This is a genomic window from Arthrobacter sp. JUb115, from assembly GCF_004365035.1.
In the GTDB taxonomy this organism is placed as follows: Bacteria; Actinomycetota; Actinomycetes; order Actinomycetales; family Micrococcaceae; genus Glutamicibacter.
The window spans coordinates 105,948-128,517 of the sequence record NZ_SOBS01000011.1; the positions used below are offsets into that span (position 1 = coordinate 105,948).

Genomic DNA, 22,570 nt, shown 5'->3' on the forward strand with positions numbered 1-22,570 from the left:
ACAGTGCTGGCACTGCGAAGGGGCCGGCTGGCGAAGCGTGAGAGGGAGGAAACCCATGGCAGGCAAGAGCCGGATCAAGGATGAAGAACTCTACGAGGAGCTGCGCGAGGAGGGGAACTCCAAGCAGAAGTCGGCGCGCATCGCCAACGCCGCCGCCCGCGATGGCCGGTCAGCAGTGGGCAAGCGCGGAGGCAAGGCCGGGGACTACGAGGACTGGACGGTCCGGGAGCTGCAGGACCGGGCCAAGGAAATCGGCATTGATGGCCGTTCTAAAATGCGCAAGGCCGAACTCATCGAAGCCCTGCGCAATTCATAGCAGACCGCCACGGAAGGAGACGCAATGAGTGAACGCGAGAAGCCCGAGAATCCGGCTCGCACCACGCAACCGGATGACGATGCCCAGCCAGGGGACGAGCGCGTGGTTCGCCGGGGCAGCATCAACGAGAACACCGAAGATGAATCCGAGGAAAGGGAAGAACGCTATGACGCGGGCTGAACTTTCCCTCCAGCGAAGGGAAAAGCCATGACTGGCAAAGCAGCGGACAGCCCCCGCAAACATCGCGCTGGCCTGTGGCTGGCGATTGTCGGCGGGCTCGTGGCCGTAGGATTCGCCATCTATGCGCTGCTCGCAGCGCCTGACAGCACCTCAGGGCCGCTATGGATCGTGGCCGGCTGGGGCGCATTGGTCTTCATCTACGGCCTGTACCGCGTGATCCGGGGACCGAGCTCCTTGGACGATCCGCGGGGAGGCACAGACGCCAACGGACGGTGACGGCGTTCCCGCCAGGAGAATCGCATGAGAACAAGGGCAGAGCGTCCGGGAAAACCATGGTTTTCCCGGACGCTCTGCGTTGCGGTCCGGCTGGGCTGGGAGATCCTAGTCCTGGGAAATCCCTTCGACCAGGTTGCCGGTGCTCTGCTCGTCGTAGTAGCGGGCGACGTCTGCTTGGGCGAGCATGCCGACTAGCGAATGCCCGTCGATGACCGGAAGCCTGCGCACCTGGTGTTCCTGCATGGTGCGGATGGCTTCTTCGACCGAGTCGTCTGCTCCGATGGTGACCGGCTTGCCCTGGGCGTAATCGGCCACCTTGGTGCTGGAAGTCACGACGCCGTCAGCAACGCAGTTGATGACAATGTCGCGGTCGGTGATCGTGCCGGCCAGGCGGTTGTCTTTGCCGCAGATCGGCAGCATGCCGACCCCGAGGTCCTTCATCATCTGGGCGGCGACTTGAATCGAGTCCTGCTCCTTGACGCATTTGGCAGGCGAGGTCATTAGTTCCTTGACTGCAACCATGATCGTGCTCCTTTCGCGTATTCCTGTGGGACACCCTCCACGCTCCAGCACAACAAGCAGGTCTTCAACCATTGCCAGCGAGCTTGCAGATGTGCCCCCTCGACTCTGGCAACAGCCGATTAATCATGTACTTGTGCCGCCAATAGCTGGTAGTTGGTAGAGAACCGGGAAACGCAACGTGAGGAGAATGACCATGGGATTCATCGACAAAGCCAAAGATGCCATTTCGCATGCTGCCGACAGATTCAAGGATCCCGACAAGGACCTGGTTGAGAATCTCTGGCCGCTGGGGCAACCCGACGACGAACACCTGCCAGCCGACTCCGGGCAACCATCAGAAGAGGACCTGGAGCAGCCCGGGAATCACCTGCCTCCTGTCCAAGGAGCCGACCCCGACCTCGACGATTCCCCGGAAGACCAGTATTCCGAAGGCGAAGGGGACCGCTAGCTGTTCCATGGCCAATCCGAGTTCAGGAGGCAATCCATGCAGACCTGCGATATCTGCGGCAATGCAAGCGAAATGGTGTTCACGCTCAGCCGGAACGGGCGCTCTGGCCGCTTCGACAGTTTCGAATGCGCCATCCACGCCATGGCCGAAAGGTGTGCGCACTGCGGTTGCGCCATTCTGGGCCACGCCGTCCACCACGGCCCGAAGGCGTACTGCTGCCAGCACTGCGCCGAACATGCTGAGCCATGAGCGCGACAAGCGACTTCAGCCACCCCGCGCTGCTGCTCATTGACCTGCAAGAAGGATTCTTCGAGGATCCGGCTCTGGCACTGGCCCGCCAGGATCTGGCAGCCCGCTGCAACCAGTTGGCCGTAGCGGCGAGGGCCTGCGGATACCCGGTGATCAGCGTGCGCACCGTGCACAAGGAAGACAAATCCACCTGGACTCTGAAGATGCTCGAAGACGACCAGGGCTACCTGTTCGAAGGAACGGGGCAGGCCGCGTACCTGGCGGAGTTGGAACTGGACGGGGCCATCGAGGTGGTCAAGCGCAGGGACAGCGCTTTCTGGAATACGGCGCTCAAGGACCTGCTGCTGCAGCGCCGCGCCAGTTCGCTGGTGCTCGCCGGGGTCTCCTCCGAGACGTGCATCTCCGCCACCGCGGCCGATGCCTTCGCTGCGAACTTGCCGGTGGCGGTGGCCACCGATGCCACCGCATCGGCCGACCCGGATTTCGAAGGGACTACCTTGGAATTCATGCGCAAGCAGCATCGGCAGAAGCTGAAGACCACCTTGGAAATCATTACCGATTGGAAACACGACAAGGAGCTGGAATGTCACTGAATAATTCTGAATTCGACGACGTGCGCAAGGACTCGGACACGGACGAGCCGTTGGATGGGCGCGATAGCCAGCCGGCGGCTGGGTCATCGGATGCACCCCAGGCCCAGGACGCCGAGGATCCATTGCGCGGAGCAGACCGGGTGCTGGAGGAAAACGACGGCGATCCCTTGGCGCTCAATCCCGAAACGCTGCTTCCCGAACCGATTGACGGGCAGCGTCCGGTCGACGATACGCTGCTGGACTACCCCGACCAGGATGACGAGCAAGGCCTGGACGCCGAGCGGACCGCCAACCTGCCGGACCAGCGCGAAACACCCGATCAGCAGTAGCGCACCGGTGGGCTGAGAACCGCAGAAGGGGCATCCCGTGCAGGGATGCCCCTTCTGCCATTGCCATCGCGTGGTCACGGACGGGATTCGGCTTCCTGGGTGAAGAAGGAAATCTTGCCGCTGGCTTCCAGTATCGCCAGCCGGATGCTGCTGTAGTTCTCGATGCCAGCCTGGCGGGCGAGCATGCTCAATTCGTCCAGCCCAATGCGCTCGTTGTGCAGGGCCTTGCGGTCCAGGACCCCGTCGCGGATCAGCACAATCGGGCGGCCCTGCATCAGCTTGCCCAGCTTGGGCCAGCGCATATTGGCGAAGTTCAGCGCAGCGGCCAGGACCACCATGGTGAATACCGCCAGCAGGCTGCCGGTGAGCGAACGGTCCTCCATGGTGATGCCCTGCTGCACCAGATCGCCCAGGACGACGAACAGCACCAGCTCGAAGGAACTGAGCTCGCCCAGGGTCGATCTGCCGGCGGCGCGCGTGACCAGCCACAGGATGATGAAGGCGGTGGCTGCGCGGATGACGATTTCCATCAGGGGATCCTCCAAGTTCTGATCTTCAGGTCGGTGCTTTCGCCGTTGGCAGTAATTCCGAGCACGCCTTTGGCGCTCGGCGACCATTCGTCCGAAGCCCGGCCCGTGAGGGTGGCAACCATGTGCCGCGACCCCGGTGCCGGGGCCACCTCGAATTCAATGGTTCCATCAGCTCGGCTCGGCTCGACTCGGACTCGGGTTCGGGAAAGGCCGAGAAGTCCTCGAAGAGCATGAGATAGTCCTCGCTCAGGTCCAGCGTGATGGTCTCGGGCAAGGAGTTGGCAGAGCTGATCTCAACCCTCAGCTGGATTTCATTGCCGGCACGGACCACCGCGGGATACTGCAGCTGGACCGCGAAGCCGTCGGCCTGTTGTTCCATGCTCTTCTTCTGGTCGAATGCGCCGAGCAGAGCCGCCAGCACGAAGGCTGCAATCACGAGCAGGGCGGCGAGGCTCAGCAGCCGGCGCCTGCGGTTGCTGTCCTCCGAGGTGATGTCATCCAGCGTCGAGTCGCTGATCTTGGCCTGGAAGATATTCAGCATGGGATTGGGGCCCTCCTTGCGCTCTTGCTATCGAGGCTAAGCCGATTCGCCTGCGCCAGGACCAGCCGGGTTCCGGTTCACAGGCGGCATCCAGTTCGCAGCGGCTGGCGCTGTTGCCAACCTGTGCATTGCGGCCGACCGCTTGAGCCGGCCCGGAAGTGGTGCCACAGTTGCACCAGGAGGAGGAGATCATGACCGTAAACGACCGCATTGAAAGCACCGAGTTGGTCTCTCGGCTGGAGGCTCTGCCGCAGTGGCGCAAGCTGGCCGGGAAGCTCTGCACCGTGTACGAGACCAAGAGTTCGGCAGAAGCCATTGAATTGTTCAGCGACATCGCTGGCGCGGCGCAGATGGCCAACCACCATCCTGATGTGGACTGGCGCTACAACCTCTTGTTCGTTTCGACCGTGTCCCACGACGCCGGTGGCGACATCACCGAAAGGGACCTCGCGCTGGCCTCGGAAATCTCGCAGCGGGCCGCCGCCTTGCATGCCAAAGCGCGACTGGATTTGATCAAGGTGGTGGAAATCGGCATCGACACCGACGACGCCCAAGCCATATCCGGGCAGTGGGCCGCTGGACTGGGCTACCGCGAGCAGCCCGACGGCAGCCTTGCCGATCCAGCGGGCAGGTTGCCGGCCATCTGGTTCCAGGAAACACCGGACCCGAACCCAAACCGCCTGCATCTGGATGTGTGGGTCCCGTTCTCCGAAAGCGAGCCGGTCCTCGAGGCGCTGGGCAGCGAAAGCGCCGGCCTCGATGCCCAGTATGCGCCGAGCTTCACCGTGGCCACGGACCGGCAAGGCAACAGGTTCTGCATCTGCACCGAACAGGACCGCTAGCGGTCTTGGCGCTACCAAGCCATTGTTCCCGTTGCAATCGGCCGGATTCTGGACTGTCCTGCCGGCCAGGGGATAGATTGAAAACGAATTAGCCAGCGGGGCCCTGGGGCTCAGCGCAGCTGGGCGCGATGGAAGGAACCCAATGGGCACTGCACAGGAAATCACCGCCTCGATCTTGGAGCAGCTGCCCTGGCAGGAGGAGCTCTACAAGCATTTCCACCGGCATCCGGAGCTGGGCCTGGCCGAGCACGAGACCTCGGCGCGAATCTGCGAGGAACTCGAGGATCTGGGCTATGAAACCTGCCTGATCGGAGGCACCGGAATCGTCGGGGTCCTGCGCAATGGCGACGGGCCGGCGGTACTGGCCCGGGCCGACATGGATGCGCTGCCGGTCGCCGAGGACACCGGGCTGGAATATTCCTCCACGGTCCCGGGTGCCATGCACGCCTGCGGCCATGACATGCATATGGCCGCCCTGCTCGGCGCCGCCAAGTTCTTGGCCGGGAACCAGAAGAGCTGGTCCGGCACCTATCTGGCGTTGTTCCAGCCGGCCGAGGAAACCGCCGCAGGGGCCAAGGCCATGGTGGCCGACGGGCTGGTGGAGAGGATCCCGAAGCCCGATGTGGCGCTGGCCCAGCACGTGATGCCGGCTGAAGCCGGAATGATCGGGACTACCGCCGGGCCGGTCCTTTCCGCCGGCGACAGCCTGCGCATCACCGTCTACGGGCGCGGGGCCCACGGCTCGATGCCGCATAATTCGGTGGACCCGGTGGTTATGGCTTCGTCCATCGTGCTCAAGCTGCAGACCATTGTTTCGCGTGAAACCCGGCCCGGGCAGTTCGCCGTATTGACCGTCGGCGCGTTGAACGCCGGCAGCGCCGCGAACATCATCCCGGACCGGGCCCAGCTGCTGCTGAACATTCGCACCTATGATCTCCAGCTGCGCCAGCACGTCATCGACTCCATCGAACGCATCGTGCGCGGCGAATGCGCCGCGGCCGGCTCGCCCAAGGAACCGGACTTCGAGTTCTACGACCAGTTCCCGCTGACCAGCAATGACGCGGCGGCCAACGAGAAGGTCACCAAGGCCTTTGAAGAGCATTTCGCCGACGGGCAGGTCTATCAGGCTGACCCGGCCACCGCCTCGGAAGACTTCAGCACCATTCCCGATGCCTTCGGGATCCCGTACGTCTACTGGACCGTGGGCTGCGCCGATCCAAAGACCTACCAGGCAGCGCTCGCCGAAGGGACTGTCGCCTCGAAGATTCCGGCAAACCACTCGCCGTTCTTCGCCCCGGCCATCAACCCGACATTGGAAACCGCGACCCGCACCCAGGTGGTGGCCGCGCTGGCCTACCTGGGCCGCGGGGCACAGGACTCGGCAGAAGGGTGATGTCCACCGCAAGAGGAGCTGGTGGCAAGTAACCGGCACCTGTCCTGCCGGTAAATACACGGTTTATGATTAACGCCACCATGCCCGGGATCCTGCGGGAATACCGGTACTTGCCAGTGATTGATAAAAATCAATCGCAAGGATGATTCAAAGTGTCCAAGGCGAGCGCTAGACTGGCAATCGCTCTTCAATCACGCTGCCCTTAATCCGAAGGTCCAGCATGCCGGAGAGCTTGATGCCAGCGAGGATTTTCCACATGCTTCTCAAGCTCATCTTGAAACACTCCAAGCCGTACACGGGGTGGATCATTGCCGTAGTCATTTTGCAGCTGGCCACCACCGTGGCCACTCTTTATCTCCCTAGCCTGAACGCCAGGATCATCGACGTCGGCGTGGTCGAAGCCGATATCGACTACATCTGGCGTACCGGCGGACTGATGCTGGTGGTGGCCCTCATCCAGGTAGCCACCGCGGTGGCCGCCGTCTACTTCGGGGCCAAGACCTCCATGAGCGTAGGCCGCGACATCCGCCAGTCGGTCTTCGAGAAGGTCTCGACCTTCTCGGCACAGGACGTCAACAAATTCGGCGCCGCCACCTTGATCACCCGCGGCACCAACGACGTGCAGCAGATCCAGATGCTCACCTTGATGGCGTTGAACTTCATGATCACCGCGCCGATCATGTCCATCGGCGGCGTGATCATGGCGATCCGCGAAGATCCCGGACTGTCCTGGCTCGTTTGGGTTTCGGTACCGCTGGTGCTCATTGTCGTGGGCCTGCTGGTCATCAAGCTCATGCCGCTGTTCCGCGATATGCAGACCCGCATCGACGGGATCAACGGCGTGCTGCGCGAGCAGATCACCGGCATCCGCGTGGTGCGCGCCTTCGTGCGCGAAGAGCATGAGACGCAGCGCTATGCCGATGCCAACCAGAAGCTGACCGACCTCGGTGTCAAGGTCGGCAACCTGTTCGTGCTGATGTTCCCGGCGATCACCATGATCCTGCACCTGTCCACCGCCGCCGTGCTGTGGTTCGGCGGGCACCGGGTGGATAACAACCAGGTGGAGGTCGGCGCGCTGACCGCCTTCCTGCAGTACCTGCTGCAGATCCTGATGGCGGTCATGATGGGTACCTTCATGGCCATGATGATTCCCCGTGCCATGGTCTCGGCCGACCGCATCTCCGAGGTGCTCGATAGCGAGCCGAGCATGCTCGACGCCGCCGAACGGCAAATCGCGCTGCCCACCCCGGGCACCGTGGAATTCAAGAACGTCAGCTTCGGATACCCCGGCGCCGAGGCGCCGGTGCTCAACGATATCTCCTTCACCGCCAAGCCGGGGCAGACCACTGCCATCATCGGTTCCACCGGTGCCGGCAAGACCACCTTGCTGAACCTGATCCCGCGGCTCTACGACGCCACCGAAGGCGAAATCCTGATCGGTGGGGTGCCGCTGAGGGAACTGGGACGAGACACCATTTCGCGGAACATCTCCGCGGTGCCCCAGCGCCCCTACCTGTTCTCCGGGACCATCGCCAGCAACCTGCGCTTCGGCGCACAGGACGCTACCGAAGAAGACCTGTGGGATGCGCTGAGGGTGGCCCAGGCCGACGGCTTCGTAGCCGAACGCGAAGGCCAGCTGGATTCGAAGATCTCCCAGGGCGGCACCAACGTGTCCGGCGGCCAGCGCCAGCGCCTGTGCATTGCCCGGGCCCTGGCCGCGAAGCCGAGCACCTACCTGTTCGATGATTCCTTCTCGGCCCTGGATGTGAACACCGATGCCAGGCTGCGTGCGGCCCTGGCCGAACCGACCAAGGACGCCGCGGTGATCATCGTGGCCCAGCGCGTATCGACCATTACCGGTGCGGACCAGATCCTGGTCCTGGACCATGGCGAAATCGTGGCCCGGGGTACCCACGAGCAACTGCTCGAAACCTCGGAAACCTATCAGGAAATCGTGGCATCCCAGCTGAGCGTGGAGGAGGTGGCCTAAATGGCGAAGAAGCAGAAGAATATCGATCCGGAGCAGCTCGAAAGCGAGCTTGCGGACGTCAATGAATTCGATGCCGCGGCGGGAGCCGACGACTGGAGCGGCGGCGCCCCGGTGCGCAAGGCCGAGCATTTCTGGCCATCGGCCAAGCGCCTGGTCGGGCTGATGTCCCCGTACAAGCTGGGCATGGTCCTGGTGTTCGCGCTGATCACCGTGTACGTGGTGCTCTCGGTGATCGCACCGCGGATCCTGGGCAAGGCCATGGACGTGATCTTCGCCGGGCTGATCGGCAAGAACATCCCGGCCGGCACGCCCGCGGAGCTGGTGATCCAGCAGCTGCGCGACTCCGGGCAGGGAACCCAGGCCGACATGCTCTCCAAGGTGGACTTCGTCCCCGGGCAGGGCATCGACTTCACCCAGCTTTCGCAGTACATCCTGATCGTGCTCTCCATGTACTTCGTCGCTTCGCTCTTCTCGTGGGCCTCGGGCTGGCTGCTGAACAAGCTGGTCATGCGCGTGGTCTACAACCTGCGCAAGGACGTCGAGGACAAGATCAACAAGCTGCCGCTGAACTACTTCGACACGCGCCAGCGGGGCGATCTGCTCTCGCGCGTGACCAACGACGTGGACAACATCCAGAATGCGCTGCAGCAGGCGCTGAGCCAGCTGGTCTCCTCGGCCATGACCGTTATCGGCATCGTGATCATGATGTTCGTGGTCTCCTGGCAGATGGCGCTGATCGCGCTGGTGGCCCTGCCGCTGTCGGCAGCTGCCGCGGGCATTATCGGCACCCGGGCGCAGAAGCTGTTCACCGCGCAGTGGAAGAACACCGGCGCGCTGAACGGGCAGATCGAGGAATCCTTCTCCGGCCACGAGCTGATGAAGGTCTTCGGCCGCGAAGCGGACATGGTGGACCGCTTCACCGCCCGCAACGAGGAACTGTACAAGGCCAGCTTCGGCGCCCAGTTCGTCTCGGGCATGATCATGCCGGTGATGAACTTCGTGTCCTACCTGGCCTACGTGGGCATCGCCGTGGTGGGCGGGCTGCGCGTGGCTTCGGGCACGATGAGCCTGGGCGACGCGACCGCGTTCATCCAGTACAGCCGCGAGTTCACCCAGCCGCTGGGCCAGATTGCCGGCGTGGCGAACATGCTGCAGTCCGGCGTGGCTTCGGCTGAACGCACCTTCGAGCTGCTGGACGCGGAGGAACAGGAACCGGATCACGCGCAGGACAGCCTTCCTGCCCGTGCCGACGGGCATGTCTCCTTCAAGAACGTGTCCTTCTCCTACTCCCCGGACAAGCCGCTGATTGAGGACCTGTCCTTCGACGCGGATCCGGGGCACACGGTGGCGATTGTCGGCCCGACCGGCGCGGGCAAGACCACGCTGGTGAACCTGGTGATGCGCTTCTACGAGCTGAACTCCGGGAAGATCATGCTCGATAACCGCGATATCACCGACCTTTCCCGCGCTGACCTCCGCTCGAAGGTGGGCATGGTGCTGCAGGACGCATGGCTCTTCGGCGGAAGCATCATGGAGAACATCCGCTACGGCCGGCTGGATGCCACCGATGAGGAAGTGATCACGGCCGCGAAGGCGACCTTCGTGGACCGTTTCGTGCGCGCGCTGCCCGATGGCTACGACACCATCATCGACGAGGAAGGCACCAACGTGTCGGCCGGCGAGAAGCAGCTGATCACCATCGCCCGCGCGTTCGTGGCCAACCCGTCGCTGCTGATCCTGGACGAGGCGACCAGCTCGGTGGATACCCGTACCGAATTGCTGGTGCAGCAGGCGATGGCTGCGCTGCGCAGCGACCGCACCAGCTTCGTGATTGCCCACCGGCTGTCCACGATCCGCGACGCGGACACCATCTTGGTGATGGAGTCCGGCCGGATCGTGGAGCAGGGCAACCACGAGCACCTGCTGGGGACCCAGGGCGCCTACTACCGGCTGTACCAGTCGCAGTTCGCCGGCCCGGCCGAGGATGTGGATGCGAATCCGGATACGGCTGCGGTGCCCGCGGTAGCGGCCGGAGCCACGGTGGCCAGTGACATGGCACCGGAAGCAAAGGAAGAAACCGAGTAGGACCTTGAGTCGCGAAGACCCCGGCATCTGGCAGATTTTCACTGCCGGTGCCGGGGTCTTTTTGCATTGCCAGGCCTGCTTCTGATCGAACCGCTGCGGCACGCCCCCAGGCCATCGATAGCACTTGTTCCTGCAGGAGATGATGCAATATGAACATGATGCTTAGACAGTTGGAATATCTGGTGGCACTGGCCAATGAGGGACATTTTGCCCGGGCAGCTGAAGAATGCGCGGTCTCCCAGCCAGCATTATCAGAGGGCATTCGAAAACTCGAAAAGGAACTGGGCGCGCCATTGGTCCGCCGGGGCCATGCCTTCCAAGGACTGACCGTTGAAGGCGAGACGGTTCTCAAATGGGCTCGGAAAATCCTGAAAGACCATGCCTCGCTGAGACAGGAAATCTCCCATTACGAGAATGGCCTGAACGGAACACTTCGATTGGGAACGGTTCCTGCTGCCTCTTCAACTGTTGCAACCCTCACCGACAAGTTTGCCCGTGCGCATCCGCAAGTGGGCATCAACGTCCAGGCGAGTCTCCATTCGGCGGACATCGTCCGTCAGATCAGGAACTACGAGCTTGACGCGGGCCTTATCTACGCGGAGCCGCAGGACCTAGCTGGACTGCTGGTCTATCCGCTCTATGCCGAGGAACATGTGCTGCTCACTGCGCCGGGGATGCTCCCCGAGGGCGCAACGACGGCTTGGGCGACGGCGTTGGAGTTGCCCTTATGCCTCCTCGACTCATCTCTTCGAGGGCGCCAGGTCCTCGACCAGACGCTCAGCCGGCACGATCTGGTAGTCTCGCCGCGAATCGAATGCGACTCGATAGTCACGTTGCTCGCGCATGTGTCCACCGGGAACTGGGCCAGCATAGTTCCGCGCCAGTGGTTGCCACCCTTGGGAGCTCTGCCTGGTATTGAGCTTTACAGGCTGGATGATCCGCAAGTTACCTCGCAAATTTCTCTTGTAATGGAAGACAGCAGTCCATTAACCCTGATGTCGCAGGCGCTCGAAAAGATAATTTCTAGCACATTCCCTGCGGTCGATATGCATCTCAGCAGGAATCATAAGTAGCACTTACTGAATCATCGGATCTAATTATTGGATCTGATCAATGGTAATCCCTGAACCTAGAACCAGACCCCAAGTCGCTTAGGAATTGGGCCGTGCAACTGGGAGCGGAGAGAACAGTGGAACCTGACCATCTTGAGGCACCATGGGATCCAAGGGATGCAAGCAATCAGATAATTGCCAGGACGACTCGGGATTCCATGATGACGGCAGGCAGAGCAGCTCCGGTCTCCACAGCCATTGGTAAGTTCAAATTCACGCGCGGTTCGCTCGTGAATTGGCAGCTCTTCGCCATTTCGCACAGCCCAGAGATCCGCCCGGCCCTGCGCGTAGGCCTCGGATTGGGACTTCCGGGGATTGCACTGCTGCTGATTGGCAGAACGGACCTCCTTGCCTACGCTGTTTTCGGCTCCATTGTCGGGATGTACGGCCGAAATCCGCATCGCTCGCAGCGACTGAAGGACCAGGTGCTCGGAGCTGCACTGATGCTGTGTGCGGGAATTTGCGGGATCGCCATGGCCCCCTTGGGTATGCGCGGGTGGACGCTGCTTGCCGGAGGAATGTTCTGGGCGGCCTTCAGCTCATTGATCGCTGATCGATATGGGCTCAAGCCCGGCGGTGCCTTCTTTCCGCTCTTTGCGTTTGGTGCGTTGGGAACTTTGCCGGTGGGGGAGCTTCCCGCCCTTGAAGGCCTGGCCGCGTTCGTCGCCACCGCTCTGTTCAGCATCCTGCTCGGCCAAGCCGCACGCTTCGGACGAGTGGAAGAGTGCGGCTCGGAAGGCCTCGCGATTCCATGGCCCCGCATCCTGCGCAGGGCATGCACCTACCTGATAGTTGTCTTCCTAGCTGGAGCTGTCGGGATTACTCTGCAGGTCGAGCATCTCCAATGGACCATGGCCGGGGCGGCCGTTCCGCTTGCCGTCGGCAATGCCCGGGGACGGTTGCGACGTGGGGCTCACCGCATCGGGGGAACCCTGGCCGGTATAGGCGTGTTGTTTGGGATCACGGCCCTGACTCCCAGCGAACTGATGATCGGCTGCTGCATCATCTTGCTGATGTTCCCAACCGAGGCCTATATGGTCCGGAACTACGGCCTTGCCCTCAGCTTTTTCACGCCGCTGATTATCCTGATGCTTCAGCTGGCTAATCCGAAGAGCGGATCCCAGATGGTGTGGGACTGCGCTATGGGAAATCTTCTCGGTGTCGTTGTCGGCATTGCGGCCGCTTCAATTTTCGAACGGCAGCCCCGAACCACGATCTAGAAACGCCGCAACTGCGGCGCGGCAGATCAGAAGCATGAACCCAGAAGAAAAATAAGACGAACGAGATCTATTAAGTAGCCGCAGGCCTACCGCAGCCCCATCGGCAGGACATAAGCTGGCCTTGAACTCGCATAATTCATCGAGGATAAGGAAAAAGCATGTCAGATGCAGCTGTGCCAACTGTTGGCGCAAAACTATCGGCAGAATTCTTGGGCACATTCGTGCTGGTCTTCGGTGGCTGTGGTTCAGCGATCTTCGCAGCCAAGGTCATCGCAGATGAAACCGTGAACATGGGCATCGGATTCCTGGGCGTAGCTCTGGCTTTCGGTTTCACTGTGCTGGTCATGGCGTACGCAGTAGGGCATATCTCCGGCGGCCATTTCAACCCTGCCGTCACCCTGGGCACGGCCTTTGCCGGGCGCACCCCGTGGAAGGATGTCCTCCCGTACATCGTCACGCAGATCGTCGCTGCTTCGGTGGCGGGTGCCGTGCTGTTCTGGATCGCTTCGGGCAAGGACGGATTCAACGCAGTCGAATCCGGTTTCGCTTCCAATGGCTATGGGGAGCGATCACCAGATGGCTATTCGCTGGTTGCGGCACTGGTCGCAGAGATCGTTTTGACTGCGATCTTCCTGTACGTGATCCTCGGCTCCACCGACAAGCGCGCGCCGCAGGGTTTCGCGCCGATCGCTATCGGCCTGTCATTGACCCTGATCCACCTGGTGTCCATTCCCATCACCAATACCTCGGTCAACCCGGCACGTTCCCTGGGCGTCGCATGGTTCGCCGGCCCGGAAGCCTTGGGCCAGGTATGGCTGTTTATCCTGGCACCGGTTATCGGTGCGGCCATTGCCGGTGTCAGCTACAAGGTGCTCTTCCCGGCCTTCGTGGACAAGGGTCGCGAAGGTTTCGACAAGAACTAGCAGATGATGGGAGCTCGCGGTTACCGCAGCTCGCTGAACCCAGTCCAGCAGACTTCGACGTCGGCTGGACTGGGTTCGACCTTTCACGTGGAACGATGAACTTGGGAAATCCACATGGAAGGCGATTAGGCTTGTCATATGCAACAACGGCCAGAGTACATGAACCCCTATTCGGCTCCGCGGCCCAAGCAACGCGTCTTCAACGCCGGGCAATTCACCAAGGGCGACTTCTGGACAGTTCTTGCCTACCTCGTCTTCTTTGTCGGGGGCGCAGCAGGCCTCATCGGCTTGATCCCTGGCTACATGGGCGCCTTCTCCACCCAGGAACAGGCGCTGTTCGGGATCAACCTGATCCTGTATGTCACCTTCTTCATTCTCGCGATGATCCAGTGCGGTCCGCAGTTCTTCGAGTCGTTCAAGACCATGCGCTACCACCCCTGGGCCAAATGGCTGATGCTGCCCGGTGGCTGGTTCCTGACCATCATGGCCAACGGAATCATCGCCGCATTGACGGGCCAAGCGGCCACCAGCGAGAACCAGGCGGCCCTGGAATCCATGGCCGGAACGGTGCCGCTGCCGGTCATGCTGGTCGTCACTGCGCTCTTCGGCCCATTCGTCGAGGAATACCTGTTCCGCCATCTGCTCATTGGCAAGCTTTCACGCAAGCTCAACGTCTGGATTTGCGCACTGATCTCCACGGTGCTGTTCGCCAGCATCCACTTCATTGGCGCGGGCATCGGCTCGTGGCTGGAGGTCGTGCCGTACTTCATGCTGGGCCTCATGATGGGTGTTGCCTACATCCTCAGCGGCAAGTCGCTGGCCTACTCCTACATGCTGCATGTCATTAACAATGCCGTAGCGCTGCTGGTGGTGTACCTGATCTACCCGCTGCTTCCCGCTGGAGCCTAGGCAGTGGCATTTACCGGACTCGAACCGAACACCCCCGCCTATCGGGGCATGCTGCTGGCGCTTTTTGCCGGCGGCGTTGCCACGTTCTCCCAGCTCTATGCGGTGCAGGGGCTGCTGCCGGTGATCGCCGGCTATTTCCACATCACCTCTTCGCACACGGCACTTGCCGTTTCATCAGCGACCCTGGGGCTGGCGTTGGCCGTGACTCCATGGGCCATCATTTCCGACCGCGTCGGGCGCCGCAAGGTCATCAGCATCGCCCTGATCTCTTCGGTTGCCCTGGGACTGCTCAGCTGCCTGTCGCCAAGCTTCGAGTTCCTGGTGGCGATCCGGTTCTTCGAGGGAATTGCCTTGGCAGGTGTTCCCGGCTCTGCACTGGCCTTCCTCGTTGACGAGGTCAATCCGCGAGCCGTTGCCGTGGCCAGCGGCACCTATATCTCCGGCACCACCCTTGGCGGGCTGGCCGGACGCTTGGTCGCCAGCTTTGTCGCAGACCCCGCCGGCTGGCGCTGGGGCGTCGCGGCAGTGAGCATCATGGCTGGCCTGGCGACGCTCTTCTTCCTGTTCAAGGCGCCCAGCGCCCAGGGCTTCGACCCCATCCACGGCCAGAACCTGCGCAGCATCGCCAAGAAGTTCGCACATGCATTGCATGGCAAAATGGCACTGGTCTATGCCCAGGGATTCTTGCTCATGGGCGGATTCGTGGCCGTCTACAACTACCTGGCTTTCCGGCTGGAAGCACCGCCCTACCTGATTCCGGCTTCGTGGGCGGCACTGGTCTTCTTGGCCTACCTTTCTGGAACCTACACCTCGGTGGCCAGCAGCAAACTCGTCGCCAAGGCTGGACGGCGAAATACCCTGCGCATCAGCATTCTCACCAGCGCCCTGGGCTTGCTGCTGACCCTGGCCGGGAACCTGGTCGTGATCATCAGCGGGTTGCTGATCTTCACCGCTGGCTTCTTCGCGGCCCACGCGGTCGCCAGCGGGTGGGTGCCGGTGCTGGCCACCGGAGCCAGGGCGCAGGCCTCCAGCCTGTACAACTTGTTCTACTACGTGGGCTCGTCACTGCTTGGCTGGCTCATCGGCATCCCCTTCATGCACTACGGCTGGGCCAGCGTCGTGCTCTGCGTTGGCGCGTTGCAGGTGGTTGCCCTGATCATGGCTTCCTTGCTCTCCAAAAGGGACCCATCCCTTCGCGGATAATTCATATTCCGCATTCGGAATACTCAACTTTGCGCGAAATATCAGGTCAGATCGTCGAATTCTCCTGATACCCACCTGGCATAGCGTTCCGCAGAGAACTGGACCACCCGGTGGGCATCGGCCTGGATGCAGGCCGCGAAGTTGTTGTAGAGGCGGTCGAACTTCACCGGCTCCAGATCCTTGGCCATGCGCCGCACCACGGCAGCCGAGAGCGGGATGCGGTTGGGGTAGCTGCGCAAGAAGGTCGCATTGCCATCGGCCACGGGGAAAATCGCGTCGCCAGCCAGCAGGACTCCGCGGCCATCGGCCCCTGCTTCCCAAACAGCCGCAGTGCTGCCCGGGAAGTGGCCGCCGAGCTGCATCAGCCTGATCCCGGGCAGCACCTCAAAAGGCTGGGACCAGGACCTGACGGCGGCTGAGGAATACTGGACCCACTGCGCATCTTTCTCGGCGACGAGGATCGGCGCATCACCCAGCGCCTGGCTGTATTGCTGCTGCACCCCGTACATGTGCGGATGGCTCGCCACAATGGCCGCCAGCTTTCCGCGGCTATCCAGCCAATCAATGATTTCTCCGGTAATCAGCCCGGGCACGTCGAAGAGCAGGTTGCCCGCGGTGGTCTCCACGAGCAAGGAGCTTTGGCCTATGCCGATTTCGGGAGAAGCAATCGCATTCAGTCCCGGCTCCAGCGAAGTGATCGTCAGCTGGTGGCCGGCTGCTGCCAGGTCTTCGGTGCGCACCCAACGCTGGATTCCGCCCGGAATGTACTGGCGTTCATCGGCGCAGATGGGGCAGGTGCCGGTGGGTTGCGGGCCCGGCGGGAACTCCACGGCGCAACCCGCGCATTGCCAATGGCCAATATGTTCTTGTCCCATGGGAAACCTGTCTTCTGCTGGCGGTGCTGGCTGTGCCCTGCTTGCTTCCAAACCTAGTACTCGCTCCGGACGCAGGAAAGAGGACTGCACCGGGAATCCTCCTGCGCGCAAGCAAATGGTGAAAGTCCACTCTGCTTCGTAGAGTTGAGGTTGTGAATCCTTCAACCCCCACCGAATCCCCGCGGAGCTTGGCCCGGCAGATCCTTGCCTTGGCAGTTCCCGCCTTGGGTGCTTTGATCGCCGAGCCGCTGTTCTTGATGGCCGATTCGGCCATCGTGGGCCACCTTGGTGTGGCCGAGCTGGCCGGCGCCGCACTGGGCACCACGGTGCTGCACACTGCGGTGGGGTTGATGATCTTCTTGGCCTATGCCACCACGCCAGCTGTAGCCAGGGCCCTGGGCGCAGGCAACCCCGGCAAGGCCATGGCGGCGGGGCGTGATGGCATGTGGTTTGCCATAGTCCTCGGGGTGGCGCTGTCGCTGCTCGGATACTTCAGTGCCGATCGGCTTGTGGGCTTGATGGGCGGCGAAGGGGAAACCGCTGGATTCGCCGTCGATTACATCAAGTACTCGATGCCTGGCCTGACCGCGATGCTGCTGGTCCTGGCAGCCACCGGCGTGCTGCGTGGCATGCAGGACACGAAAACACCGCTGATCGTGGCCACCGCTGGCTTCGGATTGAATATCGTCCTGAACTTCGTGCTGGTCTACTGGGCCGATATGTCCGTAGCCGGTGCCGCGCTTGGCACATCGATCGCCCAGTGGATGATGGCGGTGGTGTATTTGTGGATGATCTTGCCAAGAATCCGCAAGCAAGGAATTTCCATGGCGCCGAGCTGGTCCGGGTTCATTTCCACCGGGCAAGTCGGTTCCTGGTTGATGCTGCGCAACCTGAGCATGCGCGCGGCGTTGCTCCTCACGGTTCTTGTCGCCACCAACGCCGGCACCCAGACACTGGCAGCGCACCAGCTGGTCTTCACGATCTTCAGTTTCCTGGCCTTTGCACTGGATGCGTTGGCTATTGCGGCCCAGGCCATGATTGGCCAGGAGCTGGGCCGCGGGGATGCAGAGCAGGTCCGCAAGCTCACCGGGATCATGAGCCGCTGGGGCATCTGCTTCGGCGTGGTAACCGGGATCCTGCTGCTTGCCACCTCGTGGGTCTTCCCGATGATCTTCACCCCGGATGAGCAGATCCGCCAGCTGGCCACCGTTGGGCTATGGGTGCTGGCATTGTCCCAGCCGTTGTGCGGTTTGGTGTTCGTGCTGGACGGCGTGCTCATCGGTGCGGGGGATGCCCGCTATCTCGGGTTGGTAGGCGTAGCCAACCTTGTTCTCTACGTGCCGATGCTCTGGGCGGTTCAGGTCTTTGCCCAGGACTCCACGTCAGCGATTCTGTGGATCTGGGTTGCTTTCGCCATCGGCTACATGGCAGCTCGCGGCGTGAGCCTGTCCCTGCGTGCCAGGAACAGCGCTTGGATGCGGTTGGGCAGCTGAACCCAGGCCACCGGGCCGCTCGCCACCGATTACTCCTGGAGCTCCATTGCCTGGGCGGCAATCTCATGGGTGACCGCATGGTCCAGTGAGCTGGTGGTGCCCCGGCACCCGGATCCGGGCTGGGCAACGAGCTGTTGCGCCGGGCTGGTCAGGTGCTTGGCGCTACCGGTTTGCGCGAGCTCCAATGCGTATTCGAGGGCGTGGCCGATACTGGTACAGGACGCTACCGTTTTCCGGATGACGGCGTTCGATGCCTTCGAAGATGTTCTCGCGGACCACGAAGAAGTCCACGTCCCCTGGCTGGCGGAATTGCAGCAGGCTGCCCACGGCGCAGGAGAAGAGCGAGTCATGCACGCCAAGCCGCTCAATCCGGTTATCGGGCATCGTCTGCCTGTGCTTGGCGTTGGATCCAGCTTGAACCAGAAAGTCGTCAGCGGACTCGTTCAGTGAGCGCAGGCCTTCTGGCATGGCATCGGTGCTGACGACAGCGCCGGCAAGCACGGCGATGCTGTGTGCCTTGCCCATGATGCACCAGTGGTTGGCCGCTAGTGATGTCCCAGCATGGCTCGGCGGATGGATTCCAGATGCAGCGTCATGGCCTCGGCGGCCGCTGAAGGATCTGAATTCTGTATGGCGGCAAAGATCGACTGGTGCTCGGCCAGCTCGTCCGATTGAGACATGTATGGCTGCATGGAAGGCAACACGTAGTGGGCTCGAGCGGTTTGCGTGAAGCAGTTCTCCAGGCTGTCCACAATGCGGGAGTTGCGCGATGCCGCGGCCAGTTCGCTATGGAAGCACTGGGCGGCATGCATGGAGGCAATGGGGTCGGAGACCGCCAGCTTTTGCTGGGCTTCAAGGTGCCCGGCCAGGGAAACCACAAGCGCGGCCGAATGCATGCTGGCTACCTGTCCTGCCACATGCGGTTCGAGCAAGCTGCGCAGTTCCAGGACTTCATAGACATCATTCATCGAGATGGCGCGAACCAGATAGCCCTTCTTGGGCAGCACCTGCAGCAGGCCCTCGCTGGTGAGCTGGCGCAGGGACTCGCGCACCGGGGTCTTGGAGACCTCGAACTCCTGGGCCAGTGCCGGTTCGATGATCAGGCTTCCCGGGGCAAGTTCCCCGCGGTTGATGCGTTCGCGCAAGGTGAGCGTGAGCTGTTCGGAGAGCGAGCTGGCCATGGTTTTCCGATTCCTAAGGGGCGTAACTTGGCGACCTGATCTAGCTATCGCTCTGGGCAACACTCTAGTCTGGGATGAAATATATTTCAGGTATCTTACGGAACACCACTTTATCGCAAGGACTACGACTGTGCCGATCACCCAGAACTCTGCCAGCACGCAGCAAGCGCGCAACCGGCGCCGGGCCCTGTTCGCCTCTGTCTTCGGCACGGCCATTGAATGGTACGACTACGCGCTGTATGGCGCGGCCGCATCGGTGGTGATCGGTCCGCTGTTCTTCGCCGGAGCCGGAGAAGCGGCGGCCTCGATCGCGTCCTTTGCGACCTTCGCGGTGGGCTTCGTGGCCCGCCCGCTGGGCGGTGTGCTCATCGGCCACCTGGGGGACCGGTTCGGGCGCCGCCCGGCCATGCTGCTCTCGGTCATCCTGATGGGCATCGCCACCGTGGGCATCGGCCTGCTGCCGACCGCGCAGACCTGGGGCGTGTGGTCCGTGGGCCTGCTGGTGCTGCTTCGCCTGATCCAGGGATTCGGCGCTGGCGCGGAACTGACCGGGGCCATGACGCTGGTGGCCGAATACGTGGAGCCGAGAAAACGCGGGTTCTACACCTCGCTGGTGCTCTCCACCCCGCCGCTGGGCATCGCGCTGGCCACCGTGTGCTTCTTCCTGGTCTCGCTGGCCGGTGACGAGGTACTGCTCGGGTGGGCCTGGCGCATCCCATTCCTGGTCTCGGCACTGCTGTTCGTCGTGGCTATCTATATCCGCAACAAGCTGGAAGAGACCCCGGACTATGCCGCCGCCATGGCTTCGGCCCGTGCCGAGCAGCAGCAGGCCAAGCTCCCCATCGTGCAGGTTTTCGCCGCGCACTGGCGCCGCGTGGCCCTGGGCTTCCTGGCCATCACCGGACACAACGCGGTGAACTACATCCTTGCGGTCTTCGCGCTGAGCCTGATGGTCACCAGCGGCATGGAACGCAGCCATGCGCTGCTGGCGGTGACCCTGGGCTCCTTGGTTTCCGTATTGCTCACGCCGGTGGGCGGTTGGCTGGCCGATCGGTTCGGCGCTTCCAAGGTGCTGGCGGCGGGAAACATTTCAGGCTTGATCCTGGCTTTCCCGATCTTCGCACTGATCTCCACCGGCGAGTTCGCCTTCGGGTTCCTGGGCATCGCCGCCGGCTACGCGCTGGTGATCCCGTGCACTTCCGGTGCCCAAGGGGCCTTCCTCACCGAGCTGTTCCCCGTCTCGGTGCGCTTCTCCGGGATTGCCATCGCGCGCGAACTGAACGGCGCCATCGTCGCTGGGCTCTCGCCGCTGATTGCCGCTGCGCTCTTGCAGGCGGGCAACGGCTCCATCGCGATGCCAGCGGGCTACCTGGCGCTGTGCTGCCTGTCCTCGGCCATTGCCATCTTCATCGGCACCCGCGCAAGCTCGCGCACCCTGTACTAGACCGGCAATTTCCACCGAAGTAAAGGAACAACCCATGGGTAATCTCAAGCGCCAACTGCCCGACGTGGCCGAACTGGTCAGCCTGATGAAGTTCAAGCTCCCCAGCACTAGCCCTCGCGTCGCCCGGCTGGCCGGTGCCGCCGACATCTGGGATCTGCGCAAGATCGCCAAGCGCCGCACCCCCGCCGCGGCCTTCGACTATGTAGATGGCGCTGCCGGGCGAGAAATCACCGCGACCCGCGCCCGAGCGGTGTTCGACAGCGTTGAGCTGTTGCCGCGAATCCTGCACGGAACCGCGCAGTCGGATCTTTCCACCACCATTGCCGGTGCCCCATCGGCATTGCCCTTCGGTATCGCCCCCACCGGTTTCACCCGCTTCATGCACTCCGAGGGCGAAATCGGCGGCTCGCGGGCTGCCCGAGAAGCAGGGATTCCCTTCAGCCTGTCCACCATGGGCACCCGATCCATCGAGGAGGTCGCCGAGGCGGCCCCCGAGGGCCGCAAATGGTTCCAGCTCTATCTGTGGAAGGACCGGGAGAAGTCCAGGGCGCTGGTGGAACGTGCCGCTGCAGCGGGCTATGACACCTTGCTGGTCACCGTGGACACCCCGGTGGCCGGCCAACGCCACCGCGATACCCGCAACGGCATGAAGATCCCGCCGGAATTGACCGTGAAGACCGTGCTCGATGCGTCGTACCGACCCGAATGGTGGTACAACTTCTTGACCACCGATTCGCTGAAGTTCGCATCGCTGTCGGATACGTCGGCAGACCTGCCAACGATCATCAACTCCATGTTCGATTCCTCCCTGGACTTCGAGGATCTGAAATGGATCCGCGAGCTGTGGAAGGGCCAGCTTTTCGTCAAGGGCGTGCTCACCAGCGAAGACGCTGCCCAGGCCCAGGCCGCCGGTGCTGACGGACTGGTGGTCTCCAATCATGGCGGCCGGCAGCTGGACCGCGCTCCGATCGCCTTCGAGGCCTTGGGCGAAGTGCGTGCCGAAGTCGGTGAGGACATGGAAATCATCATGGATTCGGGCATCATGTCCGGCGCGGACATTGTCGCCGCGCTGTGTGCCGGAGCGGACTTCGTGCTGATTGGCCGCGCCTACCTCTACGGCCTGATGGCTGGGGGAGAGGAAGGCGTCAGCCGTGCCATCGAATTGCTGGCCAAGGAAGTGGAAGTGACTATGCAGCTGATGGGCGCGGCGAGCATCGGGGATCTGGACCGGTCGCTGATTCGCCGCCGTGGCTGATGTGATTAACCCCGGGCGAAGTGGCGGTTAGTTCTATGAGCGGTAGAATAGAAATTGTGCCTGCACCAAAAACCACCCCAGTTCAAGCTTCAGATGTTTTCCGCCCGGTCTTCCTGCGCGGCCTGACGGCCCTGGCCTATGCCCTGATGTCGATTTTCTGGATCGGCGCAGATGACAAAGTTGTCACTTACTCCACGGCAGCGTTCCTCGTTGTCACTGGCGTGTTCATGTGGCAGTACGTATCTGTGGAAAGCGCGCCGGAGAAGTCGCGCGCCCCCTACGCGCTGGGTGCGGGATTGATGCTTCTGGCTGGTATCGCCACCATCTTCGTCAGCTCGATTGCCTGGGTCGGCTATGTGGGTGCCTTTGCATTCCTGGCCGGAGGCATTGCCGAGCTCATCGTCTTTGCCAAGCATCGCGAGGCCTTCCCGCCGTTCAGGAACCAGCTGGTTACCGGCGCGGTGGGCGTGATCTTGGCCATTTCGCTGTGCTTCAGCGGTGGCATGGATGCGCACGCATTGTTCGGCCTGATTGGCGGCGGAACTATCGTTCTGGCCGTTTTCGCGCTGATTGCCGCCTTCGGCCATCGCCATGAAATGAAGGCAGCCGCCCCGACCACGATCAATTCGCCGGACCAGGAAAGCAACTAGTCTTTAGGTCT

27 protein-coding genes are annotated in these 22,570 nt (G+C 62.3%); 20 read left to right on the top strand and 7 right to left on the bottom strand.

Annotation, left to right across the window (positions count from 1 at the left end; genetic code table 11):
* The first annotated feature begins 55 nt into the window (after positions 1 to 55).
* Genes EDF61_RS16350 through EDF61_RS16355 form a run of 3 tightly spaced genes read left to right on the top strand, consistent with a single transcriptional unit; the run spans position 56 to position 772 of the window.
* The gene (locus EDF61_RS16350) at positions 56 to 316 is read left to right on the top strand and encodes a DUF7218 family protein (RefSeq protein WP_105656077.1); all 261 of its coding nucleotides are present in this window, start codon (positions 56 to 58) and stop codon (positions 314 to 316) included.
* A gap of 24 nt (positions 317 to 340) precedes the next feature.
* Positions 341 to 496, top strand: a complete 156-nt coding sequence (locus EDF61_RS18865) for a hypothetical protein (RefSeq protein ID WP_166650857.1) — start codon at positions 341 to 343, stop codon at positions 494 to 496.
* Positions 497 to 523: 27 nt separating this feature from the next.
* The gene (locus tag EDF61_RS16355; RefSeq protein ID WP_105656078.1) at positions 524 to 772 is read left to right on the top strand and encodes a hypothetical protein; all 249 of its coding nucleotides are present in this window, start codon (positions 524 to 526) and stop codon (positions 770 to 772) included.
* Positions 773 to 877: 105 nt separating this feature from the next.
* Here EDF61_RS16355 and EDF61_RS16360 read toward each other — a convergent pair whose 3' ends face one another.
* Positions 878 to 1,294, bottom strand: coding sequence for a CBS domain-containing protein (locus EDF61_RS16360; RefSeq protein ID WP_133834808.1), 417 nt, complete (start codon positions 1,292 to 1,294; stop codon positions 878 to 880).
* Between the two features lie 193 nt (positions 1,295 to 1,487).
* Between EDF61_RS16360 and EDF61_RS16365 the strand changes: the two genes are divergently transcribed.
* The 4 genes from EDF61_RS16365 to EDF61_RS16380 are packed head-to-tail and all read left to right on the top strand — an operon-like array spanning position 1,488 to position 2,913.
* Positions 1,488 to 1,742, top strand: coding sequence for a hypothetical protein (locus EDF61_RS16365; RefSeq protein ID WP_133834809.1), 255 nt, complete (start codon positions 1,488 to 1,490; stop codon positions 1,740 to 1,742).
* A gap of 36 nt (positions 1,743 to 1,778) precedes the next feature.
* Positions 1,779 to 1,991 (top strand): metallothionein, encoded by a 213-nt coding sequence (locus EDF61_RS19295; protein ID WP_133834810.1) that lies wholly within the window; start codon positions 1,779 to 1,781, stop codon positions 1,989 to 1,991.
* A complete protein-coding gene (locus EDF61_RS16375; RefSeq protein ID WP_133834811.1) occupies positions 1,988 to 2,584 on the top strand; it encodes a cysteine hydrolase family protein in 597 nt (198 codons plus the stop codon). Before EDF61_RS19295 ends, EDF61_RS16375 begins: the two co-directional genes overlap by 4 nt.
* Positions 2,575 to 2,913, top strand: coding sequence for a hypothetical protein (locus tag EDF61_RS16380; RefSeq protein WP_105656083.1), 339 nt, complete (start codon positions 2,575 to 2,577; stop codon positions 2,911 to 2,913). The genes EDF61_RS16375 and EDF61_RS16380 overlap by 10 nt, the downstream gene beginning before the upstream one ends.
* Before the next feature lie 74 nt (positions 2,914 to 2,987).
* Here the strand turns inward: EDF61_RS16380 and EDF61_RS16385 are convergent, their stop codons facing one another.
* A complete protein-coding gene (locus tag EDF61_RS16385) occupies positions 2,988 to 3,443 on the bottom strand; it encodes a DUF421 domain-containing protein (protein WP_133834812.1) in 456 nt (151 codons plus the stop codon).
* A 25-nt stretch (positions 3,444 to 3,468) separates the two neighbouring features.
* Entirely contained in the window at positions 3,469 to 3,984 is a 516-nt protein-coding gene (locus EDF61_RS16390) for a hypothetical protein (protein ID WP_133834813.1), read from the bottom strand.
* 191 nt (positions 3,985 to 4,175) lie between these two features.
* Between EDF61_RS16390 and EDF61_RS16395 the strand changes: the two genes are divergently transcribed.
* From EDF61_RS16395 to EDF61_RS16435, 9 genes are all read left to right on the top strand, one after another.
* Positions 4,176 to 4,826: a 4a-hydroxytetrahydrobiopterin dehydratase gene (locus tag EDF61_RS16395; protein ID WP_133834814.1), complete on the top strand. Its 651-nt coding sequence runs from the start codon at positions 4,176 to 4,178 to the stop codon at positions 4,824 to 4,826.
* A gap of 142 nt (positions 4,827 to 4,968) precedes the next feature.
* Positions 4,969 to 6,219: a M20 family metallopeptidase gene (locus tag EDF61_RS16400; RefSeq protein ID WP_133834815.1), complete on the top strand. Its 1,251-nt coding sequence runs from the start codon at positions 4,969 to 4,971 to the stop codon at positions 6,217 to 6,219.
* A 256-nt stretch (positions 6,220 to 6,475) separates the two neighbouring features.
* Entirely contained in the window at positions 6,476 to 8,209 is a 1,734-nt protein-coding gene (locus tag EDF61_RS16405; RefSeq protein ID WP_133834816.1) for an ABC transporter ATP-binding protein, read from the top strand.
* Positions 8,210 to 10,294, top strand: a complete 2,085-nt coding sequence (locus EDF61_RS16410; RefSeq protein ID WP_133834817.1) for an ABC transporter ATP-binding protein — start codon at positions 8,210 to 8,212, stop codon at positions 10,292 to 10,294.
* Positions 10,295 to 10,443: 149 nt separating this feature from the next.
* The gene (locus tag EDF61_RS16415; protein WP_208294295.1) at positions 10,444 to 11,367 is read left to right on the top strand and encodes a LysR family transcriptional regulator; all 924 of its coding nucleotides are present in this window, start codon (positions 10,444 to 10,446) and stop codon (positions 11,365 to 11,367) included.
* Between the two features lie 200 nt (positions 11,368 to 11,567).
* Entirely contained in the window at positions 11,568 to 12,626 is a 1,059-nt protein-coding gene (locus EDF61_RS16420; RefSeq protein ID WP_166650858.1) for an FUSC family protein, read from the top strand.
* A 158-nt stretch (positions 12,627 to 12,784) separates the two neighbouring features.
* Positions 12,785 to 13,549 (top strand): aquaporin Z, encoded by a 765-nt coding sequence (gene aqpZ / locus EDF61_RS16425; RefSeq protein WP_133834819.1) that lies wholly within the window; start codon positions 12,785 to 12,787, stop codon positions 13,547 to 13,549.
* Between the two features lie 138 nt (positions 13,550 to 13,687).
* Positions 13,688 to 14,458, top strand: coding sequence for a CPBP family intramembrane glutamic endopeptidase (locus EDF61_RS16430; RefSeq protein ID WP_133834820.1), 771 nt, complete (start codon positions 13,688 to 13,690; stop codon positions 14,456 to 14,458).
* Positions 14,459 to 14,461: 3 nt separating this feature from the next.
* Positions 14,462 to 15,661, top strand: a complete 1,200-nt coding sequence (locus EDF61_RS16435) for an MFS transporter (protein WP_133834821.1) — start codon at positions 14,462 to 14,464, stop codon at positions 15,659 to 15,661.
* A gap of 41 nt (positions 15,662 to 15,702) precedes the next feature.
* Here the strand turns inward: EDF61_RS16435 and EDF61_RS16440 are convergent, their stop codons facing one another.
* Positions 15,703 to 16,536 (bottom strand): MBL fold metallo-hydrolase, encoded by an 834-nt coding sequence (locus tag EDF61_RS16440; protein WP_286172311.1) that lies wholly within the window; start codon positions 16,534 to 16,536, stop codon positions 15,703 to 15,705.
* Positions 16,537 to 16,688: 152 nt separating this feature from the next.
* Between EDF61_RS16440 and EDF61_RS16445 the strand changes: the two genes are divergently transcribed.
* Positions 16,689 to 18,029 carry an MATE family efflux transporter gene (locus EDF61_RS16445; RefSeq protein WP_133834822.1) on the top strand — a complete coding sequence of 447 codons (1,341 nt, stop codon included), beginning with the start codon at positions 16,689 to 16,691 and terminating at the stop codon, positions 18,027 to 18,029.
* A gap of 29 nt (positions 18,030 to 18,058) precedes the next feature.
* Here the strand turns inward: EDF61_RS16445 and EDF61_RS18870 are convergent, their stop codons facing one another.
* From EDF61_RS18870 to EDF61_RS16455, 3 genes are read right to left on the bottom strand one after another with little or no spacing between them, the layout of a single operon-like run.
* Positions 18,059 to 18,214: a hypothetical protein gene (locus EDF61_RS18870; protein ID WP_166650859.1), complete on the bottom strand. Its 156-nt coding sequence runs from the start codon at positions 18,212 to 18,214 to the stop codon at positions 18,059 to 18,061.
* Entirely contained in the window at positions 18,192 to 18,554 is a 363-nt protein-coding gene (locus EDF61_RS16450) for an isocitrate/isopropylmalate dehydrogenase family protein (protein ID WP_133834823.1), read from the bottom strand. The genes EDF61_RS18870 and EDF61_RS16450 overlap by 23 nt, the downstream gene beginning before the upstream one ends.
* Positions 18,555 to 18,574: 20 nt before the next feature.
* Complete coding sequence (locus tag EDF61_RS16455; protein WP_105656097.1) at positions 18,575 to 19,210, bottom strand: GntR family transcriptional regulator; 636 nt, start codon at positions 19,208 to 19,210, stop codon at positions 18,575 to 18,577.
* A gap of 130 nt (positions 19,211 to 19,340) precedes the next feature.
* On the opposite strand from EDF61_RS16455, the gene EDF61_RS16460 reads away from it, so the two are divergent.
* From EDF61_RS16460 to EDF61_RS16470, 3 genes are read left to right on the top strand one after another with little or no spacing between them, the layout of a single operon-like run.
* A complete protein-coding gene (locus EDF61_RS16460) occupies positions 19,341 to 20,654 on the top strand; it encodes an MFS transporter (RefSeq protein ID WP_133834824.1) in 1,314 nt (437 codons plus the stop codon).
* Positions 20,655 to 20,688: 34 nt separating this feature from the next.
* Positions 20,689 to 21,909, top strand: coding sequence for an alpha-hydroxy acid oxidase (locus EDF61_RS16465; RefSeq protein ID WP_133834825.1), 1,221 nt, complete (start codon positions 20,689 to 20,691; stop codon positions 21,907 to 21,909).
* Between the two features lie 56 nt (positions 21,910 to 21,965).
* The gene (locus EDF61_RS16470) at positions 21,966 to 22,559 is read left to right on the top strand and encodes a DUF308 domain-containing protein (RefSeq protein ID WP_166650860.1); all 594 of its coding nucleotides are present in this window, start codon (positions 21,966 to 21,968) and stop codon (positions 22,557 to 22,559) included.
* Positions 22,560 to 22,570: the final 11 nt, after the last annotated feature.